The organism is Halomonas sp. CKK8, assembly GCF_029625235.1.
Taxonomy (GTDB): Bacteria; Pseudomonadota; Gammaproteobacteria; order Pseudomonadales; family Halomonadaceae; genus Halomonas; species Halomonas ventosae.
In genome coordinates, this window is sequence record NZ_CP121193.1 from 1,354,645 (window position 1) to 1,379,546 (window position 24,902).

21 protein-coding genes and 1 other RNA gene are annotated in these 24,902 nt (G+C 70.3%); 19 read left to right on the plus strand and 3 right to left on the minus strand.

From position 1 onward, the window contains the following. Positions 1-19 precede the first annotated feature (19 nt). Positions 20-388, minus strand: coding sequence for a YraN family protein (locus P8934_RS06415; RefSeq protein WP_278033430.1), 369 nt, complete (start codon positions 386-388; stop codon positions 20-22). After that, the gene (locus tag P8934_RS06420) at positions 372-2,123 is read right to left on the minus strand and encodes a penicillin-binding protein activator (protein WP_278033431.1); all 1,752 of its coding nucleotides are present in this window, start codon (positions 2,121-2,123) and stop codon (positions 372-374) included. The genes P8934_RS06415 and P8934_RS06420 overlap by 17 nt, the downstream gene beginning before the upstream one ends. 46 nt (positions 2,124-2,169) lie before the next feature. On the opposite strand from P8934_RS06420, the gene rsmI reads away from it, so the two are divergent. The 17 genes from rsmI (at position 2,170) to lpxC (ending at position 21,028) form a co-directional block, all read left to right on the plus strand. After that, on the plus strand, positions 2,170-3,027 hold the full coding sequence (gene rsmI, locus P8934_RS06425) for a 16S rRNA (cytidine(1402)-2'-O)-methyltransferase (RefSeq protein ID WP_278033432.1): 858 nt from the start codon (positions 2,170-2,172) through the stop codon (positions 3,025-3,027). A 32-nt stretch (positions 3,028-3,059) separates the two neighbouring features. Further along, an RNA gene (gene rnpB / locus P8934_RS06430) (RNase P RNA component class A) lies at positions 3,060-3,424 on the plus strand. Between the two features lie 50 nt (positions 3,425-3,474). Continuing rightward, positions 3,475-4,431 carry a 16S rRNA (cytosine(1402)-N(4))-methyltransferase RsmH gene (rsmH, locus tag P8934_RS06435; RefSeq protein WP_278033433.1) on the plus strand — a complete coding sequence of 319 codons (957 nt, stop codon included), beginning with the start codon at positions 3,475-3,477 and terminating at the stop codon, positions 4,429-4,431. 8 nt (positions 4,432-4,439) lie between these two features. Then, positions 4,440-4,766: a cell division protein FtsL gene (gene ftsL / locus P8934_RS06440; RefSeq protein WP_278033434.1), complete on the plus strand. Its 327-nt coding sequence runs from the start codon at positions 4,440-4,442 to the stop codon at positions 4,764-4,766. Then, positions 4,763-6,478 (plus strand): penicillin-binding transpeptidase domain-containing protein, encoded by a 1,716-nt coding sequence (locus P8934_RS06445; protein WP_278033435.1) that lies wholly within the window; start codon positions 4,763-4,765, stop codon positions 6,476-6,478. The genes ftsL and P8934_RS06445 overlap by 4 nt, the downstream gene beginning before the upstream one ends. 25 nt (positions 6,479-6,503) lie before the next feature. Beyond that, complete coding sequence (locus P8934_RS06450) at positions 6,504-8,027, plus strand: UDP-N-acetylmuramoyl-L-alanyl-D-glutamate--2,6-diaminopimelate ligase (RefSeq protein WP_278033436.1); 1,524 nt, start codon at positions 6,504-6,506, stop codon at positions 8,025-8,027. Then, complete coding sequence (gene murF, locus P8934_RS06455) at positions 8,024-9,403, plus strand: UDP-N-acetylmuramoyl-tripeptide--D-alanyl-D-alanine ligase (protein WP_278033437.1); 1,380 nt, start codon at positions 8,024-8,026, stop codon at positions 9,401-9,403. The genes P8934_RS06450 and murF overlap by 4 nt, the downstream gene beginning before the upstream one ends. A gap of 9 nt (positions 9,404-9,412) precedes the next feature. Continuing rightward, entirely contained in the window at positions 9,413-10,495 is a 1,083-nt protein-coding gene (gene mraY / locus P8934_RS06460; RefSeq protein WP_106229177.1) for a phospho-N-acetylmuramoyl-pentapeptide-transferase, read from the plus strand. A gap of 38 nt (positions 10,496-10,533) precedes the next feature. Further along, entirely contained in the window at positions 10,534-11,910 is a 1,377-nt protein-coding gene (gene murD / locus P8934_RS06465; protein WP_278033438.1) for a UDP-N-acetylmuramoyl-L-alanine--D-glutamate ligase, read from the plus strand. Then, the gene (gene ftsW / locus P8934_RS06470; RefSeq protein WP_278033439.1) at positions 11,907-13,115 is read left to right on the plus strand and encodes a putative lipid II flippase FtsW; all 1,209 of its coding nucleotides are present in this window, start codon (positions 11,907-11,909) and stop codon (positions 13,113-13,115) included. The genes murD and ftsW overlap by 4 nt, the downstream gene beginning before the upstream one ends. Beyond that, positions 13,112-14,200, plus strand: a complete 1,089-nt coding sequence (gene murG, locus P8934_RS06475) for an undecaprenyldiphospho-muramoylpentapeptide beta-N-acetylglucosaminyltransferase (protein WP_278033440.1) — start codon at positions 13,112-13,114, stop codon at positions 14,198-14,200. Before ftsW ends, murG begins: the two co-directional genes overlap by 4 nt. Before the next feature lie 58 nt (positions 14,201-14,258). Further along, complete coding sequence (murC, locus tag P8934_RS06480; protein ID WP_278034006.1) at positions 14,259-15,671, plus strand: UDP-N-acetylmuramate--L-alanine ligase; 1,413 nt, start codon at positions 14,259-14,261, stop codon at positions 15,669-15,671. Further along, on the plus strand, positions 15,668-16,585 hold the full coding sequence (locus tag P8934_RS06485) for a D-alanine--D-alanine ligase (RefSeq protein ID WP_278033441.1): 918 nt from the start codon (positions 15,668-15,670) through the stop codon (positions 16,583-16,585). The genes murC and P8934_RS06485 overlap by 4 nt, the downstream gene beginning before the upstream one ends. Before the next feature lie 3 nt (positions 16,586-16,588). Continuing rightward, positions 16,589-17,314 carry a cell division protein FtsQ/DivIB gene (locus tag P8934_RS06490; protein ID WP_278033442.1) on the plus strand — a complete coding sequence of 242 codons (726 nt, stop codon included), beginning with the start codon at positions 16,589-16,591 and terminating at the stop codon, positions 17,312-17,314. A 194-nt stretch (positions 17,315-17,508) separates the two neighbouring features. Further along, positions 17,509-18,798, plus strand: a complete 1,290-nt coding sequence (gene ftsA / locus P8934_RS06495; RefSeq protein ID WP_106229183.1) for a cell division protein FtsA — start codon at positions 17,509-17,511, stop codon at positions 18,796-18,798. A gap of 34 nt (positions 18,799-18,832) precedes the next feature. After that, entirely contained in the window at positions 18,833-20,005 is a 1,173-nt protein-coding gene (gene ftsZ / locus P8934_RS06500; RefSeq protein WP_106229184.1) for a cell division protein FtsZ, read from the plus strand. A 111-nt stretch (positions 20,006-20,116) separates the two neighbouring features. Further along, complete coding sequence (gene lpxC / locus P8934_RS06505; protein WP_133635884.1) at positions 20,117-21,028, plus strand: UDP-3-O-acyl-N-acetylglucosamine deacetylase; 912 nt, start codon at positions 20,117-20,119, stop codon at positions 21,026-21,028. A gap of 114 nt (positions 21,029-21,142) precedes the next feature. On the opposite strand, the gene P8934_RS06510 is transcribed toward lpxC, so the two are convergent. Then, on the minus strand, positions 21,143-21,568 hold the full coding sequence (locus tag P8934_RS06510) for a DciA family protein (RefSeq protein ID WP_243737249.1): 426 nt from the start codon (positions 21,566-21,568) through the stop codon (positions 21,143-21,145). Positions 21,569-21,710: 142 nt separating this feature from the next. Between P8934_RS06510 and P8934_RS06515 the strand changes: the two genes are divergently transcribed. Both P8934_RS06515 and secA read left to right on the plus strand, forming a co-directional pair. After that, on the plus strand, positions 21,711-22,070 hold the full coding sequence (locus tag P8934_RS06515; protein WP_133635882.1) for a hypothetical protein: 360 nt from the start codon (positions 21,711-21,713) through the stop codon (positions 22,068-22,070). Positions 22,071-22,138: 68 nt separating this feature from the next. Then, positions 22,139-24,874, plus strand: a complete 2,736-nt coding sequence (secA, locus tag P8934_RS06520; protein WP_278033443.1) for a preprotein translocase subunit SecA — start codon at positions 22,139-22,141, stop codon at positions 24,872-24,874. Positions 24,875-24,902 lie beyond the last annotated feature (28 nt).

Sequence of the window (24,902 nt, forward strand, 5' to 3'; positions counted from 1 at the left end):
CGCAGATGGGCTTGACCGGTCAGTACGCTTCGAAGGCATCCGCCACCCACTCGATCTCGAGGTCGGGTGGCGTGCCGGTCACGGCCAGCACGTCGAAGCGGCAGGCACATGATAGCCCGTTGCGCTGGAGATAAAAACGCGCCGCCCGGATCAGGCGGCGCTGCTTGGCGACGGTGACGGTCTCCAGCGGGTGCCCATGGCGGTGGTCGGCACGGTGGCGGACCTCGACGAACACCAGGACCTCGCCATCGCGCATCACCAGGTCGATCTCGCCGCCCTTGGCATGCTGGTTGCTGGCCTCGAGCATGAGCCCGCGCGCCGTCAGCCAGCGGGCGGCGAGGCGCTCGATGGCCTCGCCCCGGGCGCGGGCGTCACGGGGCCCGGTCATCGCCGAACACGCCGGGGATCAGCACGGGCTGGGGCACGCCGTTGACGAAGCGGGCCCACGGCAGGCGGCGCTGGATCCGGCCGTCGTCGCCGGGGCTCAGGGTCCCGGTGGCGCCGAACAGCTCGCTGCCGCTGATGGCCTGCAGCTGCGGCAGGCGTGTGGCCAGCTCGTAGGCATCCACGCCCATGGCCATCAGCCGGAACAGGGCGGGGTCGGACTCCTCGCGCAGCCGGCGATAGCTGTCGAGGAAGGGCAGGGCCTCGACGCCGCCCACGGCGGCATCGGGGATCTGCCAGGGGATATCGACGAACAGCACGTCGTCCAGGTCGTGATCCAGGCGGGGCTGCAGGCGGCCCTCGAAGAGGTGGGAGGTGGCATAGATCGGCAGGTCGCCGCTGTAGTAGTAGTCCAGGGTCGGCGGTACCTGGCGGGCATACTCCGGCAGGGCCAGCAGGAACAGCATGTCCGGCTGGGGGTTGGTCACGGCCCGGCGTGCGCTCTCGGTGGCCGAGGCCTCGGGGTTGTAGCGGACCGCACTGGCGACCTCGCCTCCCTGGTCGCGCCAGGCGTTCCAGAAGGCTTCGCCGACGCGGCGTCCCCAGTCGTTGTCCGGAACCAGCAGCGACGCCAGGCGGTGGCCGTCGACCCAGGCGCGATGGGCGGCCTGGCGGGCCTCGTCCTCGGCGGAGAGGCCGTACTGGAAGAGCCCGAGGGCCTGGTTGCGCTCCCCGCGGCCGTAGTTGAGCGCCAGGGTCGGCAGCGGCACCCGCTCGCGCTGCTCGAGCTCGCTGACGGCATCCTTGTCCAGCGGGCCGACCACCACCTGGGCGCCACGCTCGGCGGCCTCCCGGTAGAGTGCCTCCAGGTCGCCGTGACTGCTGTCGAGGAAGGTCAGGCGGGCGCCGCTGTCGACGCCCTCGAGGTGGTGGGTGCGGATCCCCTCGCGGATCGCCCCGGCAATGCCCGACAGGGGGCCGGACTCGGGGAGGAAGACCGCGATGTGGTCGACCTCCTGGCCGCGCAGCTCCCCCAGGGCGGTGATCTCGCCGGGCAGGCGCCGCGCCGCCGGGTGGCCGCGATGGCGCTCGCGCCAGTCATCCAGGCGGGCGAAGAGCCGCTGGATGTCGCCGCCGCTGGCGCGCACCAGCTCGGCCAGGGTCACCCAGCCCCGGGTAAGATCGTCGCCTTCCTCGCGCAGGGTGGCCAGCGAGCCGCCGTCCAGCCGCGAGAGCTGCGCCCAGATCGCGTCGTTGAGGTCATCGCGCTCGGTCTCCGCCTGGACCCGGATCAGGGCGCGGGCGGCGGCGCGGGGCTCGTCGACCTCGGCCAGAGCCATCCCCAAGCGTTCGCGCAGGGTCAGGGAGGCCTCGCGAGGCAGGTCGACCTCATCGAGCAGCTGGCCGGCCTGGATCACCGCCCAGGGATCGCCTTCGGCCTCGCCCAGCTCCGAGAGCAGCAGCGCCCAGCGGGTCCGTGCCTGGGGCTCCAGGCGGCTGTCGTCGATCTCCTTGGCGACCTCCAGTGCCTGGGTGCGGTTTCCCTGGCGTGCTAGGATGTCGGCCGCTTCCAGGCGGGAGAGGGCGGCCTGGCCGGGTTCCTGCTGCTCGGCCTGCTGCAGCAGCCGCTGCGGATCACCGTCGCCCTGGCGCTCGATGATGCCCGGCTGGAAGCTGCAGCCCGCAAGCAGCAGCGCGGTCAGCGCGGCGGCCAGCGGGCCGCGAAACGAGATCTTCATGAATCCTTCCTTGTCCCCAAGTCCGAGAGCATCCCAGGGAGCCGAGATGTCCGATACGCTTGCCGGTTCATTGTACGTGGTCGCCACGCCCATTGGGAATCTGGACGACCTGAGCCCCCGGGCCGCCCGAGTGCTGGGGGAGGTGGCGGTGATCGCCGCCGAGGATACCCGCCACAGCGGCCGCCTGCTGCGCCACCTGGGCCTGTCGCGGCCGATGCTCTCGCTGCACGAGCACAACGAGGCCGCGCGGGTCGATGCCCTGGATGCCCGTCTCGTCGCCGGTGATGACATTGCCCTGGTCAGTGACGCCGGCACGCCGCTGATCAGCGACCCCGGCTTCGTGCTGGTGCGTGAGCTGCGTGCCCGCGGGCGCCGCATCGTGCCGGTCCCGGGCCCCTGTGCCCTGGTGGCCGCCCTGTCGGCGGCGGGGCTGCCCACCGACCGCTTCCTCTTCCAGGGCTTCCTGCCGGCCAAGGGCGGTGCCCGGCGGGGGCGTCTGGAGGCGCTGGCGGCCCGCGAGGAGACCCTGGTGTTCTACGAGTCTCCCCACCGCATCCGTGACACCCTGGCGGACCTGACCACCACCCTCGGGGCACGACGGGTGGTGCTGGCCCGTGAGCTGACCAAGGCCTTCGAGACATTCCTCGACGGCAGCGCTGCCGAGCTGCTCGCGCGCATGGACGCAGACCCCGACCAGGCCCGCGGCGAGTTCGTGGTGATGGTGGCCGGCGCCGGCCCGCGCGGCGACGACGACGCCTCGACGGTAGAGGCTGATGCACTGCTGTCGGCCCTGCTCGTCGAGGGGCTGGGGGTCAAGCAGGCGGCCGCCGTGGCGGCACGGGTGCTGGGCGGGGCGAAGAAGACCTGGTACGGCCGGCTCCAGGCGCTCAAGGACGGGCATTGAGGCGGGGGAGGGGCACTGGTATCCTTGCCCCGGGAGTTGGCCAGACAGTCGCCGCCGCCCCGGCCTTCGGGACGGGGCGGGGGAGGAAAGTCCGGGCTCCACAGGGCAGAGTGCCAGGTAACGCCTGGGCGGCGTGAGCCGACGGAAAGTGCAGCAGAGAGCAGACCGCCTACGTCTCCCTCGGGAGGCCGGCAAGGGTGAAAGGGTGCGGTAAGAGCGCACCGCGCGCCTGGCAACAGTGCGTGGCAAGGTAAACCCCACTCGGAGCAAGACCAAATAGGAACCTCATGGCGTGGCCCGCGTCGGGTTCGGGTAGGTTGCTTGAGGGCCCTGGTGACAGGGCCCCTAGAGGAATGACTGTCCACGACAGAACCCGGCTTATCGGCCGACTCCCTTTTCCGAACTTCGCCGTGCATACGGCCCCCCAGCCCCTCGAACGAGAGCCCCATGCCGTCATCCGCCCCTGAACAGCCCGCCCGCGGCTTTCGCCATGCCAGCGTGCTGCTCGACGGCGCCGTGGAGGCGCTGGTCCATGACCCCGAGGGCACCTACCTGGACGGCACCTTCGGCCGCGGTGGCCATTCGCGTGCCATTCTCGTGCGGCTGGCCCCCGAGGGCCGCCTGCTGGCCATCGATCGCGACCCCCAGGCCATTGCCGAGGCCGCCGCCATCGATGACCCGCGCTTCACCATCGAGCAGGGCGAGTTCGCCCGACTCGGCGAGATCGCCGCGCGTCACGGCCTGGATGGCCGGCTGTCCGGCATCCTGCTCGACGTGGGGGTCTCGTCGCCCCAGCTCGACGACCCCGAGCGGGGGTTCAGCTTCCTGCGCGACGGTCCCCTGGACATGCGCATGGACCCCACCCGCGGAGAGAGCGCCGCGGGCTTCCTGGCCCGGGCCGGCGAGGGCGAGATCGCCGCTGTCTTCAAGGCCTACGGCGAGGAGCGCTTCGCCAGGCGGCTGGCGAGGGCCATCGTGGCGCGGCGCCTCGAGCGACCCTTCGAACGGACCGCGGACCTCGCCGAGGTGGTCAAGGCCGCCCATCCCGCCTGGGAGAAGGGCAAGCACCCGGCGACCCGCGTCTTCCAGGCCCTGCGCATCCAGGTCAACGGCGAGCTGGAACAGCTCGATGCCGCCCTCGAGGCGGCGCTGGAGGCCCTCGCCCCGGGCGGTCACCTGGTGGTGATCAGCTTCCATTCGCTGGAGGACCGCCGGGTCAAGCGCTTCATCCGCGACCACGTGCGCGGCGATACCGACCTCCCGCGCGGCATCCCGGTCCGCGACGACCAGCTCAAGCGACGCCTGGCGTCGCTGGGCAAGGCGCGTCGTCCCTCCGCCGAGGAGGTCCAGGAGAATCCCCGGGCGCGCAGTGCGGTGATGCGTGTGGCGCGCAAGCGATACTGAGGACGGTCATGGCACAGGGACGATCCGCGGCAACCTCCTCGTTCGGCTGGCCCCTTCGCCTGGGGGTATCGCCGCAGCTGCTGCTGGTCGCCCTGCTGCTCGCGGCCTGCCTGGGCTCGGCCCTGGCGGTGATCACCACCAGTCACCTGACCCGTGACCAGTATGCTCGCCTGCAGCAGCTCGAGCGCGAGCAGCAGCAGCTGCAGACCGAGTGGGGCCAACTGCTGCTCGAGGAAAGCGCCTGGTCGTCGCCGGCCCGCATCGAGCGCCTGGCCCGGGAGCGCCTGGAGATGCGCCTGCCCGACATCGACGAGGTCGAGGTCATCCGGCCATGAGCACCGACGCCCGCAGCGGCGTGACGCCGCGTCGGCCGCCGCCCATGGCCCCCATGGGCAAGGCGCGCTACCGGGTGATGATGACGCTGGTGCTGGTGGGGCTCGTGCTGCTGGCCGGCCGCATCGTCGACCTGCATGTCTTCGACCGTCCCTTCCTGCAGGGGCAGGGCGATGCCCGTACCCTTCGCACCGACACCATTCCCGCCCATCGCGGGATGATCACCGACCGCCACGGCGAGCCGCTGGCCATCTCGACCCCGGTGGTCACCCTCTGGGCCAACCCCCAGGACCTGCCCGTCGACGACATCCAGCGCCTGATGCTGGCCAGGGTCCTGGGCCAGGAGCTCGAGACGCTCAACGAGCGCATCGCGCGCTACGCCGAGCGCGAGTTCATGTACCTGAGGCGCCGCATGACGCCGGAGGCGGCCCAGCGGGTGCTGGACCTGCGCATTCCCGGCGTCCACGCCCGGGAGGAGTACAAGCGCTACTACCCGGCTGGGGAAGTCACCGCCCAGCTGCTGGGCGTGACCAATATCGATGATATCGGCCAGGAAGGCCTGGAACTGGCCTACCAGTCGCATCTCGCCGGGGTGCCCGGCAAGCGGCGGGTGCTCAAGGACCGCCGCGGTCGCCTTGTGCGTGACCTGGCGCTGCTGCAGGAGGCCCAGCCGGGCGGGGACCTCACCCTGGCCCTGGACCAGCGCCTCCAGTACATGGCCTATCGCGAGCTCAAGGCGGCGGTGGCCGAGCACGACGCCGATGGCGGCATCGTGGTGATGCTGGATGCCCGCAGCGGCGAGGTGCTGGCCATGGCCAACCAGCCCTCCTACAACCCCAACAACCGAGCCGGGCTCGACCCCCAGGGACTGCGCAACCGGGCCATCGTCGATGTCTACGAGCCGGGGTCGGTCATGAAGCCGCTGGCGATGGCTGCCATGCTCGAGACCGGCGAGGTGCCGCCGGATACCGTGGTCGATACCTCGCCGGGCTGGATGGTGATCGACCGCTTCACCATCAAGGACATCCGCAACTACGGTGAACTCAGCCTCTCCGGCATCCTCGAGAAGTCCTCGAACATCGGCATGTCCAAGCTGGCGCTGCGCCTGGAGGACCCGGTGGTGCCGGCGACCTACCGGGCCGTGGGCCTGGGGCAGAGCCCGGGGACCGGCTTTCCCGGCGAGGCGGCCGGCAGCATCCCGGCACCGGCGCGCTGGTCAAGCAGTCAGTGGGCGGCCCTCTCCTACGGGTACGGCCTCTCGGTTTCGGCGCTGCAGCTGGCCAGTGCCTACACGGCCATTGCCAACGACGGCCGGCGGCTGCCGCCCTCGCTGCTCAAGCTCGGTCAGGCACCGGCCGGCGAGCCGGCCATCGACGCCGGCGTGGCGCGGCGGATCCTCGGCATGATGGATCAGGTCGTCGAGCCCGGCACCGGCGCCCGCCGGGCGCTGGTGCCGGGATACCGGGTCGCCGGCAAGACCGGGACCGTGCGCAAGACCGATGCCGGCGGCTATCAGCAGAAGGCCTACCGCAGCCTGTTCGTCGGCATCGCGCCGGTCTCGGACCCGCGGATCGTCACGGTGGTGATGATCGATCACCCGCGGGGGGACAGCTACTATGGCGGGGCGGTGGCGGCGCCGGTCTTCTCGCGGGTGGCCGGCAATGCCCTGCGCCTGCTGGACGTGCCACCGGATGCTCGGGAGCCGGAATCATGAGCGCAAGCCCTGGGGAGGGAACGCGATGCAGCTGACCGCCAAGCGACTCGAGGCAGGCCTGACCGGGCTCTGGCCCGACCGTTGCCATGCCCTGGCACGGCTCACCCTGCCGGATGCCGTCCGGCTGGTACTCGACAGTCGCCGGCTGGCCGTGGGCGATGTCTTCGTGGCGGTGCCGGGCGTGGCGGCGGATGGCCGCGACTTCATCCCGGCGGCCCTCGAGGCCGGGGCCTCGCTGGTACTGGCCCATGACGACGGGGCGCCCGGGCCCGACGACCCCCGGGTGCTGTGGCTGCCAGGGCTGCGCGAGGCCCAGGGCGAACTGGGCCAGCTGCTGTTTGCCGTGCCCCGTGACCTGGAACTGGTCGGGGTCACCGGCACCAACGGCAAGAGTTCGGTGACCCACTACCTGGCCGAGTTGAGCATTGCCCTCGGGGTGGACGCCGGGCTGATCGGCACCCTGGGGCACGGCCGGCCGGGGCGCCTGGCGGCCGGCCGGCTGACCACGCCGGGGCCCCTGGCCCTGCAGGCCGCGCTGGGGGAACTGGTCGCCGACGGCGTCCGCCGGGTGGCCATGGAGGTCTCCTCCCATGCGCTGGAGCAGGGCCGCCTCGATGGCTGTCGGGTGCACGCGGCGGTGTTCACCAACCTCAGCCGTGACCACCTGGACTACCACGGCAGCATGGCGGCCTATGCCGCCGCCAAGGCGCGGCTGTTCCGGCGCCATGAGCTCGAGCTCGCGGTGGTCAACGGGGACGACCCGCTGGCGCGCCTGATGCTCGCCGGCGTGCACCGCCACGTGCGTGTGCTGGCCGTCGGCGAGGACGAGGCGGTGACCCTGCGCGTCATCGACTGGGTGCCCCATGCCGAGGGGCAGCGGGCGCTCATCGCCACGCCGGAGGGGGAGCGGGTGCTCGAGCTCGGCGTGATGGGACGCTTCAACCTGGATAACGTGCTGCTGGCCATTGCCACCCTGCACGGCCTGGGCCACCCCCTGGAGGCGCTGTTCGCGGCGGCAGCCGACCTCGCCCCGGTGCCCGGTCGCATGCAGCGCCTGACCCGGCCGGGAGGCCCCACGGTGGTCATCGACTATGCCCATACCCCGGATGCCCTCGACAGTGCCCTCGCGGCGCTGCGCGCCCACCTGCCGGGCGACGGCCGGCTGTGGTGCCTGTTCGGCTGCGGCGGCGACCGCGACACCGGCAAGCGTCCGCTGATGGCACAGGCCGCGGCGCGCTATGCCGACGTGCTGGTGGTGACCGACGACAACCCGCGCGGCGAGGACCCGGCGGCGATCCGCGCCCAGGTCCTCGCGGGCCTGGAAGAGCCCCAGCGCAACGGGGTCCTCGAACTGGCCGGGCGGGGCGCGGCGATCGCCCGGGCGCTGGCCGAGGCCGGCCCCGACGACGTGGTGCTGATCGCCGGCAAGGGACACGAGGACTACCAGGAGGTCAGGGGGGTACGCCATCCCTTCTCGGACCTGGCCGAGGCCGAGCGGGCGCTGGCCGGATGGGGCGCGGACAGGGCCCCCGGGGAGGGCGAGCCATGAGCGGCAGCGGGCTGACCACGCTGGGCGAGGTCGCCGCGGCCCTGGGCCTGCCGGCACCGCCCGAGGACCTGCCCATCGGTGAGATCGTCACCGATACCCGCCGCCTGGCCCCGGGAAGCCTGTTCGTGGCGCTCAGGGGCGAGCGCTTCGATGCCCACGACTTCCTGGACCAGGCGCGGGAGGCCGGTGCCGTGGCGGCCGTGGTCGAGGGAACGGCAGAGCGGTCGATGGATGCCCCGTTCCCCCAGCTGCTGGTGGCCGACACCCGGCTGGCCCTGGGGCTGCTGGCGCGTGCCCGGCGGCGCGCCTGGGGCGGCCCCCTGGTCGCCGTGACCGGCAACAGCGGCAAGACCACGGTCAAGCAGATGCTGGCGACCCTGCTCGAGCAGAGCGGGTCGACCCTGGCCACCCAGGGCAACCTGAACAACGACATCGGCGCGCCCCTCACCCTGCTGGCGCTGGAGCCCGGTCACCGCCAGGCCGTGGTGGAGCTGGGTGCCAACCACCTCGGCGAGATCGCCTGGACCACGACCCTGGCCGAGCCCCGGGTAGCGGTGATCACCAACGTCACCGGGGCCCACGTGGGCGAGTTCGGCGGCATGGGCCGTATCGCCCAGGCCAAGGCGGAGATCCTGGCCGGCCTGCCGGCCGACGGCGTGGCGGTGCTCAACCGCGACGATGCCTTCTTCGCCACCTGGGCGCGCCTGGCGGCGCCTCGCGAGGTGCTCGACTTCGGCCTGGATGCGCGGGCTCGCCTGCGAGCCGAGGCGCTGGCCTGTGACGCCGTCGGACGCTATGCTTTCACGCTTGTCCGGGACGGCCGCGAGATCGGGCGCGTCCGGCTGGCCCTGCTGGGGCGCCACAACGTCGCCAACGCCCTGGCGGCCGCGGCCGCGGCCCTGGCCATGGGGCTGGGTGAGCGAGAGGTACTGGCCGGGCTCGAGGCGGTGGCACCCATGCCGGGACGGCTGAGCGTCGTGGAGGGCCTCAACGACTCGCGGCTGCTGGACGATACCTATAATGCCAACCCCGGCGCGGTGAAGGCGGCGCTCGACGTCCTGGTGACGCTGCCCGGCCCGCACTGGTGCCTGCTGGGCGCCATGGGAGAACTGGGGGGCGAGTCCGACCGGCTGCACGCCGAGCTTGGACACTACGCGCGGGAACGGGGAATCGATTTCCTGGGCACCCTCGGCGAGCCGGCGAGGCCGGCCAGCCGGGCCTTCGGCGAAGGCGGGGTCCATTTCGACGATCGGGAGGCGCTGATGCGCCACGTCCTCCACCATCTACCGCCCGGGGCCAGCGTGCTGGTCAAGGGCTCGCGCAGCGCCGGCATGGAACGCGTCGTGGCGGTCCTGCGTGCGGATGCTTCAAGGTGAACGCGATACATGCTGCTCTTTCTGGCTGATTTCCTGGCGCAATTCCAGAGTGCCTTCAACGTCTTCAACTATCTGACCCTGCGCATGATCCTGGGGACCCTGACCGCCCTGGTGCTCTGCCTGTGGCTCGGGCCGGTGATGATCCGCCGCCTGGTGGAGCGACAGATCGGCCAGGCGGTGCGCGACGACGGCCCCCAGTCCCACCTCTCCAAGGCCGGCACCCCCACCATGGGCGGCGCCATGATCCTGATGGCCATCGCCGTGAGCACCCTGCTGTGGGGGGATCTCACCAACCACTACGTCTGGCTGGTGCTGGCGGTGACCCTGGGCTTCGGTGCCATCGGCTGGGTGGACGACTTCCGCAAGGTGGTGGAGAAGAACCCCCGGGGCCTGCCGGCGCGCTGGAAGTACTTCTGGCAGTCGCTGATCGGCGTGGCGGCCGCCGTGCTGCTCTACGTCACCGCCGCCTCGCCGGTGGAGACCAGCCTGATCGTGCCGCTCTTCAAGGAGTTCGTGCTGCCCCTGGGGGTGTTCTACATGGTGCTCACCTACCTGGTGATCGTCGGCAGCTCCAACGCGGTCAATCTGACCGACGGGCTCGATGGCCTGGCGATCATGCCCACGGTGCTGGTGGCCATGGGCCTGGCGGTCTTCGCCTATGCCAGCGGCAACACGGTGTTCGCCGACTACCTGCAGATCCCCTTCATTCCCGGGGCGGGCGAGCTGGCCGTGTTCTGTGCCACCATCGCCGGGGCCGGCCTGGGCTTCCTGTGGTTCAACACCTACCCGGCCCAGGTGTTCATGGGCGACGTGGGGGCCCTGGCCCTTGGCGCAGCCCTCGGCGTGGTGGCGGTGATCGTTCGCCAGGAGATCGTGCTGTTCATCATGGGCGGCATCTTCGTCATGGAGACCGTCTCGGTGATCCTGCAGGTGGGCTCCTACAAGCTCACCGGGCGGCGCATCTTCCGGATGGCGCCGCTGCACCACCACTACGAGCTCAAGGGCTGGCCCGAGCCGCGGGTCATCGTGCGCTTCTGGATCATCACCGTGGTGCTGGTGCTGATCGGCCTGGCCACCCTCAAGGTCCGCTGATCCCCGGGGACCGATTCGCCATCCGCAAGGAGCTCAACATGGTCAAGGTGCCGAAGGGAACCACGCTGGTGGTCGGGCTCGGGCTCTCCGGGCGGGCCATCTGCCGCCACCTCGGCCGGCTCGGGGTCCCCTACATGGTCGCCGATACCCGTGCTGCGCCGCCGGGCCTGGCGGACTTCCAGGCCGTCCACCCGGCCATCGAGGTCCACTGCGGCCCGCTCACCGCCCTGGACCTCGCCGAGGTGGAGGAGGTGGTGGTCAGTCCCGGCGTCGACCCGCACGCGCCGGGCCTCGAGGCGCTGGCGGGGCGCACCCGCGAGGCCACCGCCGAGCCGCTGCTGGTGGGGGAGATCGCCCTCTTCGTGCGCGCGGCCCGTGCACCCATCGCCGCCATCACCGGCTCCAACGCCAAGTCGACCGTGACCACCCTGGTGGGCGAGATGGCCCGCGAGGCCGGGGTGCGGGCGGTGGTGGGCGGCAACCTGGGGACCCCGGCGCTCGACCTGCTCGACGCGGCACCGGATGCCGAGCTCTTCGTGCTGGAGCTCTCCAGCTTCCAGCTCGAGACCACCCCGCGCCTGGGGGCCGAGACGGCCGCCTTCCTCAACCTCTCCGAGGACCACCTGGACCGCCATGGCGACATGGCCGGCTACCGCGCCGCCAAGCTGGGTATCTTCCGCGGCGCCCGGCACGGCGTGGTCAATGCCGACGACCCCGGTACCTGGCCGGACGGGCCGCTGCCGGCTCTGGACCGCTTCACCACCCGCTCTCCCCAGGGCGAGGACTGGGGCATCGCCCGGCGCGCCGGGCGTGACTGGCTGGTGCACGGCGACAAGCCGCTGCTGCCCGCCGACGAGATGCGCCTGCCGGGGCGCCACCACCAGGCCAATGCCCTGGCGGCGCTGGCCATGGGCCATCGCCTGGGCCTGCCGCTCGATGCCATGCGCGAGGTGCTGCGGCACTTCCCCGGGCTGCCCCATCGCGGCGAGCTGGTGGCGGAGGTCGAGGGAGTGCGCTGGATCAACGACTCCAAGGGCACCAACGTCGGTGCTACCCTGGCCGCCATCGAGGGACTGGGGCCGACCCTCGAGGGACGGCTGATCCTGCTGGCCGGCGGGGTGGGCAAGGGCGCCGACTTCCACCCCCTGGCGGCGCCCCTGGCGCGTTACGGCCGCGAGGCGATCCTCTTCGGCCGGGATGCCGCGCAGCTGGACCAGGCCCTGCATGGCCGGCTGCCGGTGACCCGGGTCGCGGACCTGCAGGCGGCCCTGGCGCGGGCGGTGGAGGTCGCCGCGCCCGGGGATTGCGTGCTGCTGTCACCCGCCTGTGCCAGCCTCGACCAGTTCACCGACTACCAGGCGCGTGGCGAGGCCTTTCGCCGGGCAGTGAAGCGCCTCGCCGGGGAGGCGGCATGAGCCGGCTGTCCCGTCTGCGCCAGCGGCTGAGCACCGCCGATCACGCCTTCGACGGCTGGCTGGTGCTGGCCTCCTTCGCTCTGCTGCTGATCGGCTGGGTGATGGTGACCTCGGCGTCCAGCGAGGTGGCCTCGAGCCTCACCGGCAATGCCTGGTACTTCAGCCTGCGCCACGGCATCTTCCTGCTGGTGGCGCTGGCCGTCGCGGCCCTGGCCCTGAGGGTGCCGCTGGCCTGGTGGAAGGCCAATGGCCCACTGCTGCTACTGGTGGGGCTAGTCCTCCTCCTGCTGGTATTGCTGGTGGGCCGCGAGGTCAATGGCAGCCGCCGCTGGCTCTCCGTGCCGGGCCTGCCCTTCAACCTGCAGGCCTCCGAGGTCGCCAAGTTCTGCCTGATCGTCTACCTGGCCGGCTACCTGGAGCGCTTCCTGCCCCTGGTGCGTCGCCAGTGGGGGGCCTTCCTGCGTCCCCTGGCGGTGATGGCGGTGATCGCGGGGCTGCTGATCCTCGAGCCTGACTACGGTGCCGTGGTGGTGATGACCGGCGCGGTGATGGGCATGCTGCTGATGGCCGGTGCCCCCTGGGGGCGCTTCCTCGTGCTGCTGCTGCTGGTGGGTGCCCTCGGGGCCCTGGCCGCCGTGGCCGAACCCTACCGGATGGCGCGCCTGACGAGCTTCGCCGACCCCTGGGCCGACCAGTTCGCCAGTGGCTACCAGCTGACCCAGGCGCTGATCGCCTTCGGTCGCGGGCACTGGCTGGGCATGGGGCTGGGCAACAGCGTGCAGAAGCTGTTCTACCTGCCCGAGGCCCACACGGACTTCGTCTTCGCCGTGCTGGCCGAGGAGCTCGGCCTGCTGGGCGCCATCGCCGTGGTGGGGCTCTTCGCCCTGCTGGTGTGGCGCGCCATGGCGGTGGGACGGCGGGCCGAACTGGCCGGCCTGGCCTTCGCCGCCTACGTGAGTTACGGCGTCGCCCTGGTCATCGGGGCCCAGGCCTTCATCAACATCGCGGTGAGTACCGGGATGCTGCCCACCAAGGGGCTGACCCTGCCGCTGCTCAGTTATGGCGGCTCGAGCCTGGTGGTGAGCTGCGTGATGATGGCGCTGCTGCTGCGCGCCGACATCGAGACCCGCCAGGTCGTGCGCCGGGTCAGGCCCACGGCATCCCGGGCGCCATCGCCCGGCAGGACACAAGGACGCGCAACATGAGTCGACGCGAGGAACGCCGCGTGCTGATCATGGCCGGCGGCACGGGGGGGCACGTCATCCCGGCCCTGTCCCTGGCCCGCGGGCTGGCGGCGCAGGGCGTGCAGGTCGCCTGGCTGGGCAGCCCGCGCGGGATCGAGAACCGCCTGGTCCCCGAGGCCGGTATCCCGCTGCACCGTATCGCGGTGAGCGGGCTGCGGGGCAATGGCCTGGCCGGCTGGCTGCTGGCCCCCTTCAACCTGGCCCGGGCGGTCTGGCAGGCGACTCGGGTGATCCGCGACGTCGACCCCCAGCTGGTGGTCGGGCTGGGCGGTTTCGCCAGCGGGCCCGGCGGCCTGGCGGCCTGGCTGACCCGCCGGCCGCTGGTCATCCACGAGCAGAACGCCGTGGCGGGGCTCACCAACCGGGCGCTGTCACGCCTGGCGCGTCGCGTCTATGCGGCCTTTCCCCAGGCCTTCCCCGGTCGGGCCGAGGTGGTCGGCAACCCGGTGCGCGACGAGATCGCCCGGCTCGGCGAGGTCCCGCGGCGTGTGGACGAGATGGCCGGACGGCGGCTGCGGTTGCTGGTGGTGGGCGGTTCCCTGGGGGCGCAGGCCCTCAACGAGCGGCTGCCCGAGGCGCTCGCCCGGCTGCCCGAGACTGCTCGCCCCGAGGTACGCCACCAGGCTGGCCGCGACAAGGATACGGCCACCCGTGAGGCCTACCGCGAGCAGGGCGTCGAGGCCGACGTCACGGCCTTTATCGACGACATGGCCGGCGCCTACGCCTGGGCCGATCTGGTGGTGTGCCGCGCCGGTGCCCTGACCGTGGCGGAGCTGGCCGCCGCCGCGAAGCCGGCGCTCTTCGTGCCCTTCCCCTATGCGGTGGACGATCACCAGACGGCCAACGCCCGGGCCCTGGTCGACGAGCAGGCGGCGCGACTGATGCCCCAGCAGGAGATGAGCGCGGCGACGCTGGCCGAGTGCCTGGCGTCGCTGCTGGACCCCGACACTCTCGCCACCATGGCGGCACGGGCCCGTGGCTGTGCCCATCTCGATGCCGTCGAGCGCCTGGTGGCCGGTTGCATGGAGACAGGCTTTGAGCGATGAGACCCTCGGACCGGTTCCCGGTCAGGCCACGCCCCCCCATCCCGGACGGGGGCTGGGCATGCGTCGTATCCGGCGCATCCATTTCGTCGGCATTGGCGGTGCCGGCATGTGCGGCATCGCCGAGGTGCTGGCCAACCAGGGCTATGCGGTCAGCGGCAGCGACCTGAAGGCCTCCCCGGTGGTGGCCCGCCTGCGCCGCTGCGGCATCCGCGTGGCCATCGGCCATGCCGCCGAGCATGCCGCGGACGCCGACGTGGTGGTGGTCTCCACCGCGGTGGACGAGACCAACCCCGAGATCCGCTGGGCCCACGAGCACCGCGTGCCGGTAGTGCGCCGCGCGGAGATGCTCGCCGAGCTGATGCGCTTCCGCCACGGCATCGCCGTGGCCGGCACCCATGGCAAGACCACCACCACCAGCCTCACCGCGACCCTGCTGGGCGAGGGCGGGCTGGACCCCACCTTCGTGATCGGCGGACGGCTGACCAGTGCCGGCACCAATGCGCGGCTGGGGGAGGGCGACTACCTGGTGGCGGAGGCCGACGAGTCGGATGCCTCCTTCCTGCACCTGCAGCCCATGGTGGCCATCGTCACCAACATCGATGCCGATCACATGGCGACCTACGGCGGCGATTTCGAACGGCTCAAGGGCACCTTCATCGAGTTCCTGCACAACCTGCCGTTCTATGGCCTGGCGATCCTGTGCATCGACGATGCCCATGTGCGCGGCCTGCTCGACCGGGTCAGCCGCCAGTTCGTCACCTACGGCTTCAGCGAGGATGCCGACTACCGCATCGAGGGCTTCGTCCAGCAGGCCGGCGAGGTGCACTTCACCGCGGTGCGCCCCGAAGGGCTGGCGCCGCTCGCGGTACGCCTGGCCATGCCGGGGCGTCATAATGCGCTCAACGCCCTGGCGGCGATCGCCGTGGCCAGCGACGCAGGGGTCGAGGATGACGCCATCCTGCGGGGCCTGGCGAGCTTCGAGGGGGTGGGGCGACGCTTCCAGGTGCATGGCCAATTCCCGGCCCCGCAGGGCGGGGGCGAGGTGATGCTGGTGGACGACTATGGCCACCATCCCCGCGAGGTGGCGATGGTGATCGACGCCGTGCGGGCGGGCTGGCCCGAGCGGCGCCTGGTGATGGTCTACCAGCCGCACCGCTACTCGCGTACCCGCGACCTCTACGAGGACTTCGTGCGGGTGCTGGCCGGGGTGGACACCCTGCTGCTGCTCGACGTCTACAGCGCCGGGGAGGCGCCGGTGCCCGGCGCCGACGGGCGCACCCTGGCGGGCTCGATCCGCCAGCGCGGGACAGTCGACCCGATCTTCGTCCAGGACAAGAGCGAACTGCCGGGGCTGCTCGCCCGGGTGCTGCGTCCCGGCGATATCCTGATTACCCAGGGGGCGGGCGACGTGGGCGGCATCGCCCAGCACCTGGCCGATGCCGCCCTGGCGCTCGACGAGGTGACACTATGACGCATGATGTCGGCCGGGTGGTGGTGCTCTATGGCGGGGACTCCGCGGAGCGCGATGTGTCGCTGAAGAGCGGTGCCGCGGTGCTCGCGGCCCTGACGCGCTCGGGGGTGGACGCCATCGGCTACGATCCCGCCGACGGCGGGCTGGTGGGGCTTGAGGCCCTGGCCCCCGACCGGGTCTTCATCGCCCTGCACGGAAGGGGTGGCGAGGACGGTACCCTGCAGGGGGCGCTGGAGCTGCTGGGCATCCCCTACACCGGCAGCGGCGTGCTGGCCTCGGCGCTGGGCATGGACAAGCAGCGCACCAAGCTGATCTGGCAGGCTCTTGGCCTGCCGACCCCGGAGAGCGTGATGCTCGGTCCGAAGGCCGACTGGTCGGCGGTGGTCGAGCGCCTCGGCCTGCCGCTGATCGTCAAGCCGGTCCACGAGGGCTCGACCCTGGGCATCAGCATCGTCGAGAGCCGCGAGGCGCTGGAGTCGGCCTACCGCGATGCCGCCCGCTTCGATGCGCGAGTGATGGCCGAGCGCTTCGTCAGGGGAGAGGAGTACACGGTGTCGCTGCTGGCGGGCGATGTCCTGCCGGCGATCCGCGTCGAGGTACCCAGCGGCTTCTACGACTACGAGGCCAAGTATCTCTCCGACGAGACCCGCTACCATCTGCCGTGCGGTCTCTCCGGCGACGAGGAGGCCGAGCTCGCCGCACTCTGTCGGGGGGCCTTCGAGGCCATCGGCGCAGAGGGATGGGGGCGGGTCGACGTGATGCGTGACGCCGAAGGGCGCTTCTGGCTGATCGAGGTCAATACCGTGCCGGGGATGACCGACCACAGCCTGGTGCCCCAGGCGGCGGCCCATGCCGGCATCGACTTCGATGCCCTGGTGCTGCGCATTCTCGACACGGCCGGGGAGCGGCACTAGCCCATGGCACCGCGTGGAAGCTTCGTCGGCGTCCTCCTGCTTGCCCTGCTGCTGGGTGCCGGGGGGCGGGCGCTGTGGGTCTGGCTCGATCGGCCCATCGAGCGAGTCTCGGTGGGGGGCGAGCTTCACCATGTCAGCGCCGACTACCTTCGCAACCAGTTGGCCCCCCTGATCCAGGGGCAGACTTGGCTATCCGTCGACCTGTCCGTGCTGCGCCAGCAGGCCCGGGATATCGGCTGGCTGGCCGAAGTGCGCGTCAGCCGCGAGTGGCCCGATGCGCTGACCTTCGACCTGGTCGAGCAGGTGCCGGTGGCGCGCTGGAACGACGCCCAGTTGCTCAACCCCGAGGGCGAGCCCTTTGCCTTCGGCCCGGTGTCGCCGCCCGACGACCTGCCGGACCTCGCCGGCCCGCCCGGCAGCGGGGCCGAGGTGCTGGGCTACCATGCCCGGCTCGCCGCCCAGTTCGCCACCCAGGGGCTCGAGGTGCGCCAGCTGCGCCTCGAACCCCGCGGGGCCTGGCGCTTCCAGCTCGACAGCGGCGTCTGGGTGATGCTCGGTCGCAATGACCGCCGCGCCCGGCTGGGACGCCTGGCCGCCGCCTGGCAACGTGAGCTGGGTCCCCTGGCGTCGCACATCCGCTACATCGACCTGCGATATCCCAACGGGGTCGCCGTGGCCTGGCACGGCCAGACCGAGCCGGTGGAGGAAGAGTCGTCGGCGGAGAGCTGACGGCGTCAGGAGATAATGCGGTTGTCCGGGCGGCATTTCGGGTGTTTCTTTCGTGACAAATTCGCCGTATCGTGTCGGGTGATTCGGCAATCGGGCTGGTGGAACAACTCAAGTTGTTCCTATAATTGGCCCAGGCCTACTTTTCAGGATTAATCTTCCCCTTCGGGGTCAGGTTCGAGGAGACTTCCCGGCTCATGGCAGGTCCATCCAATGTGTCCAATATGGTAGTCGGGCTGGATATCGGAACATCCAAGGTCGTGGCGATCGTGGGGCAGCCCACCGACGATGGCGGGATCGAAATCGCCGGTATCGGCTCACATCCGTCACGTGGCATGAAGAAGGGCGTGGTGATCAATATCGAATCCACGGTGCAGTCCATCCAGCGCGCCGTGGAGGAAGCCGAACTGATGGCCGGCTGTGACATCCATTCGGTCTATGTGGGCATTGCCGGCAGCCACATCAGTTCGATGAATTCGGACGGCGTGGTGGCCATCAAGGAGCGCGAGGTCGCCTCCTCCGACATCGACCGTGTCATCGACTCCGCCCGGGCGCGGGCGATCTCGGAAGGCCAGCGCGTGCTGCATGTCCTTCCCCAGGAGTTCGCGATCGACACCCAGGGCGGTATCCGGGAGCCACTCGGCATGTCCGGCGTGCGCCTCGAGGCGCGGGTCCACCTGGTCACTGCCGCCCTCAATGCCGTCCAGAACATCGAGAAGTGCGTACGCCGCTGTGGTCTCGAGGTGGACTCGATCATCCTCGAGCAGCTGGCCTCCAGCCATGCGGTCCTCACCGAGGACGAGCGTGAGCTCGGGGTCTGCATGGTGGACATCGGTGGCGGCACCACCGACATCGCGGTGTTCACCGAGGGCGCCATTCGCCATACCTCAGTGATTCCCATCGCCGGCGACCAGGTCACCAACGACATCGCCATGGCGCTGCGCACGCCTACCCAGCATGCCGAGGAGATCAAGGTCAAGTACGCCTGCGCCCTGACCCAGCTGGCCTCCAGCGACGAGATGATCAAGGTGCCGAGCGTCGGCGACCGGCCAGCCCGGGACCTCTCCCGCCAGTCGCTGGCCGAGGTGGTGGAGCCGCGCTACGAGGAGCTCTTCACCCTGGTGCGGGACGAGCTGCGTCGCAGCGGCTACGAGGACCTGGTGGCCGCCGGCGTGGTGCTCACCGGGGGCACCTCGCGCATGGAGGGGGTGGTCGAGCTGGCCGAGGAGATCTTCCACATGCCGGTACGCATTGCCTGCCCGCAGAACGTGCGCGGGCTGGCCGACGTGGTCCGCAACCCGATTTATTCGACGGGTGTCGGTCTGCTGCATTACGCTCTACTGGAAACCCGTCAAGGGCATGGCCGTCAGGGGCCTGGAGGCATCATCCCGGCGCAACCGAGGCGTGACGACATCACCCGGCGTGACGCAGGGGAAGGGATTCCGGCGCTGGCAAGGATCAAGGGCTGGTTCAAAGGAAATTTCTGACAGGGCCGCGGTCGCGGTCCAGGAGACGGGACTTATGTTCGAACTGGTAGATAGCGCACCCTCAAGCAGTGCGGTCATCAAGGTCATCGGTGTCGGGGGCGGCGGCGGCAACGCCGTCAACCACATGGTCGAGAGCAACATCGAGGGCGTCGAGTTCATCTGCGCCAATACCGATGCCCAGGCCCTCAAGCGGGTCGCCGCCAAGACGGTGCTCCAGCTCGGCAGCGAGATCACCAAGGGCCTCGGGGCCGGCGCCAATCCCGATGTCGGCCGCCAGGCCGCCATGGAGGACCGCGAGCGCATCGCGGAACTGCTCGGCGGCGCCGACATGGTCTTCATCACCGCCGGCATGGGCGGCGGGACCGGAACCGGTGGCGCACCCGTCGTCGCCCAGGTGGCCAAGGAGCTGGGCATCCTCACCGTGGCGGTGGTGACCCGTCCCTTCCCCTTCGAGGGGCCCAAGCGCATGCGGGCCGCCGAGGAGGGCATGAAGGAGCTCTCCGAGCACGTCGACTCGCTGATCACCATCCCCAACGAGAAACTGCTCTCGGTGCTGGGCAAGAGCGCGACCCTGCTCACCGCCTTCAGTGCAGCCAACGACGTGCTGCTCGGGGCCGTGCAGGGCATCGCCGAGCTGATCACCAGCCCGGGCATCATCAACGTCGACTTCGCCGACGTGCGCACCGTGATGTCCGAGATGGGCATGGCGATGATGGGCACCGGCGGGGCCACCGGGGAGAACCGTGCCCGCGAGGCCGCCGAGAAGGCCATCCGCAGCCCGTTGCTCGAGGACATCGACCTGCACGGTGCCCGCGGCATCCTGGTCAACATCACTGCCGGCCCGGACCTCTCCATCGGCGAGTTCAACGATGTGGGTGCCACCGTTCAGGAGTTCGCCTCCCAGGACGCCACCATCGTGGTCGGCACCTCCATCGACATGGACATGACCGACGAGCTGCGCGTCACCGTGGTGGCGGCCGGCCTCGAGGGCAACAAGGCCCAGAAGCCCGCCTCCCGCGAGACCGCGCGCCGTGCCGAGGCCAGCGGCTATCGCCAGCGTCCCCAGGCGGCGGTCAGCCGCGGCCAGGCCGCGGCGCCCAAGCCCGAGGCCCAGGAGGCGCCCAGGCCGCAGCCGGAGAAGCGCAAGTCCCAGGAGCTCGACGACTACCTGGACATTCCGGCCTTCCTGCGGCGGCAGGCCGATTGATTCGTGCTATCACGGGAATAAAGGGCGCCGGGTGAGCTTTCTTTGTTGAAACGTCCGTTCGGTGTTATAGTGAACGGTGTTTGATAACCAATGACTGCCTGGCGACCGACCATGATCAGACAACGAACCCTGAAGAATGTCATCCGCGCCACCGGCGTCGGCCTGCACTCCGGCAAGAAGGTCTACCTGACCCTTCGGCCGGCTCCGGTGGATACCGGCATCGTCTTCGTGCGAACCGACCTGGAGCCCGAGGTGCAGGTACCGGCGCGCGCGGAGAACGTCACCGATACCACCCTGTGCACCGCGCTCTCCGCGGGCGGGGTCAAGGTCGCCACCGTCGAGCACCTGATGTCGGCTTTCGCGGGCCTCGGCATCGACAATGCCTACGTCGACGTGAGCGCCCCCGAGGTGCCGATCATGGATGGCAGCGCGGGCCCCTTCGTGTTCCTGATCCAGTCGGCGGGCATCGCGGAGCAGGGTGCCCCCAAGAAGTTCATCCGCATCAAGCGAGAGATCGTGGTGCGCGAGGACGACAAGGAGGCGATCTTCCTGCCCCACCAGGGCTTCAAGGTCTCCTTCGCCATCGACTTCGACCATCCGGTCTTCGAGGACCAGTCCCAGACCGCCATGGTGGACTTCTCCACCACCTCCTTCGTCAAGGAGGTGTCTCGGGCCCGCACCTTCGGCTTCATGCGCGACCTGGAGTACCTGCGCGCGAACAACCTGGCGCTGGGCGGCAGCCTCGACAACGCCATCGTGGTCGACGACTATCGCATCGTGAACGAGGGCGGATTGCGCTATGACGATGAGTTCGTCAAGCACAAGGTGCTCGATGCCATCGGTGACCTCTACCAGCTAGGTCATAGCCTGATCGGCGAGTTCCGCGGGGTGAAGTCCGGCCATGCCCTGAACAACCAGCTCTGCCGTGCCCTGCTGGCCCAGCCGGAGGCCTGGGAGCTCGTCACCTTCGAGGGTGAGTCCGAGAAGGCGCCGATCTCCTATTCCGCACCGGCCATGGCCTGACCGGCATCGCCGAAGGCGAGACGCTACAGCCCCGACGCCTGAAGAGACAACGACCCCGCCGGTAGCCCCGGCGGGGTCGTTTCACGACGGGGCGAGGCCATCCTGGCTTCCCGCCTACGGCTTGCGTTCAGCGTGGGCCGCCAACCGCTCCAGGGCGCGCTTGAGCCCCGGGTCGTCGACATCCTCGGCACAGCTGGAGATCTCGTCGGCGGCCCGTTCCGGCAGGTGGCGAACCTGGCGCAGGGGAGGGCGGGTCGGCCGCACCGGTCGGACCTTGAGGGTGAAGCCGGTCACCGACTCGAAGCCGGGCAGCTGGTGCAGCAGCTGGAGCAGGCGAGGCTGTTCATAGCGCAGCCGGGTCAGCCAGACGGCGCGATCGGTGATCAGGGCCAGGCGGCCCTGGTGATAGCCGCCGACGAACAGGTGCTCGCGCATCTCCTCGGGCAGGTGCTCCCGCAGGTGGCGCTGGGCGCGCTCGATCAGGGTGGCCATGCGCATCAGCGACCCCAGTTCGCCGCGGCCCTCCAGCAGCCGGGACATGGGCTGTGCTCTGAACCGCTTAACCTTTATACTCATCAGCTTGGTTCTCGGGGGCCGTGCCCCTGACGATACGCGTCGGCCGCCACCGCTGGGCGGCCATAGAACACCCAGAGCCTAGCACGCACGGGAGGCCATCGACAGCATGCCAGCCGCCATCACCGACATCGGCGCCGGATCTCACGGGAGCCGGCGCAGGCGCCGCGCGACACGCTGGTGGCTGGCCGGGTTGCTGGTGGGATGCCTGTTGCCGGCCAGCCTGGCCCAGGTCGAGTCTCTGCGTCCCATCGAGCGTGCCGCCCAGGTCAGTATCCTGGTGCCGGCGCTGCTGCGCGTGCGCTCCCGCCTGCATGCCCGTCGTCGTGCCCTGGTGCGCTGGGTCCGGCGAGCCGCCCGCTGGCCGAGCGTGGCGGCGAGGGGGCTGATCCTCTCGGCCCTCATGCCCCGTCACCCGGTTGCCGCGCATGATGTCCTGACGCGTCGTGGCCCTCCCTGCGTGCGCTGACGAGACCGCCCGGAGAGGTCGCGGGCCCCGTCCGCGACGCGATGCCACATGCTGCAACTGGACCCTTCATGATCAACAACCTGTTACGCAAGGTCGTCGGTTCCAAGAACGACCGCGACGTCAAGCGCATGAGCCGCCAGGTGACGGACGTCACCGGCTTGGAGAACGAACTGGAAGGCCTCGACGAGGCGGAGCTCAAGGCCCGTACCGCGGCTTTCCGCGAGCGCCTGGAGAACGGCGAGTCCCTCGATGCGCTGCTGCCGGAGGCCTTCGCCACGGTGCGCGAGGCCAGCAAGCGCGTCATGGGCATGCGCCATTTCGATGTGCAGATGGTCGGCGGCATCACCCTGCACCGCGGGCGCATCGCCGAGATGAAGACCGGCGAGGGCAAGACGCTGGTGGCGACCCTGGCGGTCTACCTCAATGCCCTGCCCGGCAAGGGCGTGCACGTGGTCACGGTCAACGACTACCTGGCGCGCCGCGATGCCGAGTGGATGCGTCCGCTCTACGAGTTCCTCGGCCTCTCGGTAGGGGTGATCTTCGCCGGCCAGACGCCGGAGGAGAAGCGCCACGCCTACGCCTGCGACATCACCTACGGCACCAACAACGAGTTCGGCTTCGACTACCTGCGCGACAACATGGCCTTCTCGCTGGAGGAGAAGGTGCAGCGCGGCCTGCACTTCGCCATCGTCGACGAGGTCGACTCCATCCTGATCGACGAGGCGCGAACCCCGCTGATCATCTCCGGGGCGGTGGACGAGAACACCGAGCTCTACCGGGTCGTCGACCGCCTGGCGCTGAATCTCGCGGCCTGCAGCGACGAGGAGGACCCGGAGAGCGGCGACTTCATCCTCGACGAGAAGCAGAAGCAGGTGGAGGTCACCGAGGCCGGCCATCGCAAGGTCGAGGAACTGATGCGCGGCGAGGGGCTGCTGGGCGAGGAGGACTCCCTCTACGCCGCCCAGAACCTCAACCTGCTGCAGCACATGCACTCGGCGCTGCGCGCGCGTCACCTCTACCACCGCGACGTGGATTACATCGTCAGCGATGGCCAGGTGGTGATCGTCGATGAGCACACTGGCCGTACCATGCCGGGGCGCCGCTGGTCCGAGGGCCTGCACCAGGCGGTGGAGGCGAAGGAGGGCGTGCCCGTGCAGCGCGAGAGCCAGACGCTCGCCTCGACCACCTTCCAGAACTACTTCCGCCTCTACGACAAGCTCTCGGGCATGACCGGCACCGCCGACACCGAGGCCTTCGAGTTCCGCCAGATCTACGGCCTCGACGTGGTGGTGATTCCCACCAATCGGCCGCTGATCCGCCAGGACCTCAACGACCTGGTCTACTTGAGCGCCGAGGAGAAGTTCGAGGCGATCATCGAGGACGTCAAGGCCCAGACCGAGGCGGGGCGCCCGGTGCTGGTGGGTACCGCGTCCATCGAGACCAGCGAGTACCTGGCCGACCTGATGAAGCGGGCCGGCATGCGCTTCAACGTGCTCAACGCCAAGCAACACCAGAGCGAGGCGGAGATCATCGCCCAGGCCGGTCGCCCCGGGGCCGTCACCATCGCCACCAACATGGCCGGCCGCGGCACCGACATCGTGCTGGGCGGCAACTGGGAGGCCGAGGCCGCCAAGCTGGAGAACCCGTCCAAGGCCCAGGTCGAGCAGCTCAAGGCCGAGTGGCAGGCCCGTCACGAGGCGGTGCTCGAGGCCGGCGGCCTGCACGTGGTCGGCTCGGAGCGCCATGAGTCGCGGCGAATCGACAACCAGCTGCGCGGTCGCGCCGGCCGCCAGGGGGATCCCGGCTCGACGCGCTTCTTCCTCTCGCTGGAAGACAACCTGATGCGTCTGTTCGGCTCTGACCGGGTGCAGCGCATGATGAAGGCCCTGGGGCTGGAGCACGGCGAGGCGATCGAGCACAAGATGGTCTCCAATGCCGTGGAACGCGCCCAGAAGAAGGTCGAGGGCCGCAACTTCGATATCCGCAAGCAGCTGCTCGAGTACGACGACGTGGCCAACGACCAGCGTCGCGTCATCTACGAGCAGCGCAACGAGATACTCGCCGCCGAGGACGTCTCTGACAGCGTCATGGGCATCCGCGAGGAGGTCCTGGACCTCGCCATCAGCGAGTTCGTCCCGCCCCAGAGCCTGCCCGAGCAGTGGGATCTGGCCGGCCTCCAGGACCACCTCAAGAGCGAGTTCAACCTCGACGCACCGGTGGTCGAGTGGGCCGAGCAGGACGAGCGCTTCCACGAGGAGCAGCTGCGCGAGCGGCTGCAGGCGATGCATCGCGAGGCCTACGAGGCCAAGGTGGCCGAGGCCGGCGAGGCGCTGATGCGCCGTTTCGAGAAGCAGGTGATGCTGCAGGTGCTCGACACCCGCTGGAAGGAGCACCTGCAGTCCATGGACCACCTGCGTCGGGGGATCCACCTGCGGGGCTATGCCCAGAAGAACCCCAAGCAGGAGTACAAGCGCGAGGCCTTCGAGCTGTTCCAGAACCTGCTCACCAACATCAAGGCCGACGTCACCCGCATCCTCAGCCATGTCCAGGTGCGCCGCCCCGAGGAGGTGGAGGCCCTGGAGCGCCAGCGCCGCGAGGCGCTGGAGCGCGAGAAGGCCAGCGCGGCGAGCCGGCATGATGCGCCGTCGATGGCGGCCGACGACCAGGACGAGGCCCCGGCCGCCCCGGCCCCGGGAGCCGACGGTCGCCCGTTGCGCCGCGAGGGGCCCAAGGTCGGCCGCAATGATCCCTGCCCCTGCGGGTCGGGAAAGAAGTACAAGCAGTGCTGCGGCAAGCTGAGCTGAGGCGACAGGCCGGGGGCGCCCCCGGCCA

What these genes read in the sequence shown, in the direction of transcription:
- lpxC (WP_133635884.1), top strand. Translation starts at nt 20,117, where the DNA reads ATGATCAGACAACGAACCCTGAAGAATGTCATCCGCGCCACCGGCGTC.
- rsmI (WP_278033432.1), top strand. Translation starts at nt 2,170, where the DNA reads ATGTCCGATACGCTTGCCGGTTCATTGTACGTGGTCGCCACGCCCATT.
- ftsL (WP_278033434.1), top strand. Translation starts at nt 4,440, where the DNA reads ATGGCACAGGGACGATCCGCGGCAACCTCCTCGTTCGGCTGGCCCCTT.
- P8934_RS06485 (WP_278033441.1), top strand. Translation starts at nt 15,668, where the DNA reads ATGACGCATGATGTCGGCCGGGTGGTGGTGCTCTATGGCGGGGACTCC.
- murF (WP_278033437.1), top strand. Translation starts at nt 8,024, where the DNA reads ATGAGCGGCAGCGGGCTGACCACGCTGGGCGAGGTCGCCGCGGCCCTG.
- P8934_RS06415 (WP_278033430.1), bottom strand. Translation starts at nt 388, where the DNA reads ATGACCGGGCCCCGTGACGCCCGCGCCCGGGGCGAGGCCATCGAGCGC.
- P8934_RS06510 (WP_243737249.1), bottom strand. Translation starts at nt 21,568, where the DNA reads ATGTCCCGGCTGCTGGAGGGCCGCGGCGAACTGGGGTCGCTGATGCGC.
- P8934_RS06450 (WP_278033436.1), top strand. Translation starts at nt 6,504, where the DNA reads ATGCAGCTGACCGCCAAGCGACTCGAGGCAGGCCTGACCGGGCTCTGG.
- murG (WP_278033440.1), top strand. Translation starts at nt 13,112, where the DNA reads ATGAGTCGACGCGAGGAACGCCGCGTGCTGATCATGGCCGGCGGCACG.
- murD (WP_278033438.1), top strand. Translation starts at nt 10,534, where the DNA reads ATGGTCAAGGTGCCGAAGGGAACCACGCTGGTGGTCGGGCTCGGGCTC.
- secA (WP_278033443.1), top strand. Translation starts at nt 22,139, where the DNA reads ATGATCAACAACCTGTTACGCAAGGTCGTCGGTTCCAAGAACGACCGC.
- ftsZ (WP_106229184.1), top strand. Translation starts at nt 18,833, where the DNA reads ATGTTCGAACTGGTAGATAGCGCACCCTCAAGCAGTGCGGTCATCAAG.
- ftsA (WP_106229183.1), top strand. Translation starts at nt 17,509, where the DNA reads ATGGCAGGTCCATCCAATGTGTCCAATATGGTAGTCGGGCTGGATATC.
- P8934_RS06420 (WP_278033431.1), bottom strand. Translation starts at nt 2,123, where the DNA reads ATGAAGATCTCGTTTCGCGGCCCGCTGGCCGCCGCGCTGACCGCGCTG.
- ftsW (WP_278033439.1), top strand. Translation starts at nt 11,907, where the DNA reads ATGAGCCGGCTGTCCCGTCTGCGCCAGCGGCTGAGCACCGCCGATCAC.
- rsmH (WP_278033433.1), top strand. Translation starts at nt 3,475, where the DNA reads ATGCCGTCATCCGCCCCTGAACAGCCCGCCCGCGGCTTTCGCCATGCC.
- P8934_RS06490 (WP_278033442.1), top strand. Translation starts at nt 16,589, where the DNA reads ATGGCACCGCGTGGAAGCTTCGTCGGCGTCCTCCTGCTTGCCCTGCTG.
- P8934_RS06445 (WP_278033435.1), top strand. Translation starts at nt 4,763, where the DNA reads ATGAGCACCGACGCCCGCAGCGGCGTGACGCCGCGTCGGCCGCCGCCC.
- murC (WP_278034006.1), top strand. Translation starts at nt 14,259, where the DNA reads ATGCGTCGTATCCGGCGCATCCATTTCGTCGGCATTGGCGGTGCCGGC.
- P8934_RS06515 (WP_133635882.1), top strand. Translation starts at nt 21,711, where the DNA reads ATGCCAGCCGCCATCACCGACATCGGCGCCGGATCTCACGGGAGCCGG.
- mraY (WP_106229177.1), top strand. Translation starts at nt 9,413, where the DNA reads ATGCTGCTCTTTCTGGCTGATTTCCTGGCGCAATTCCAGAGTGCCTTC.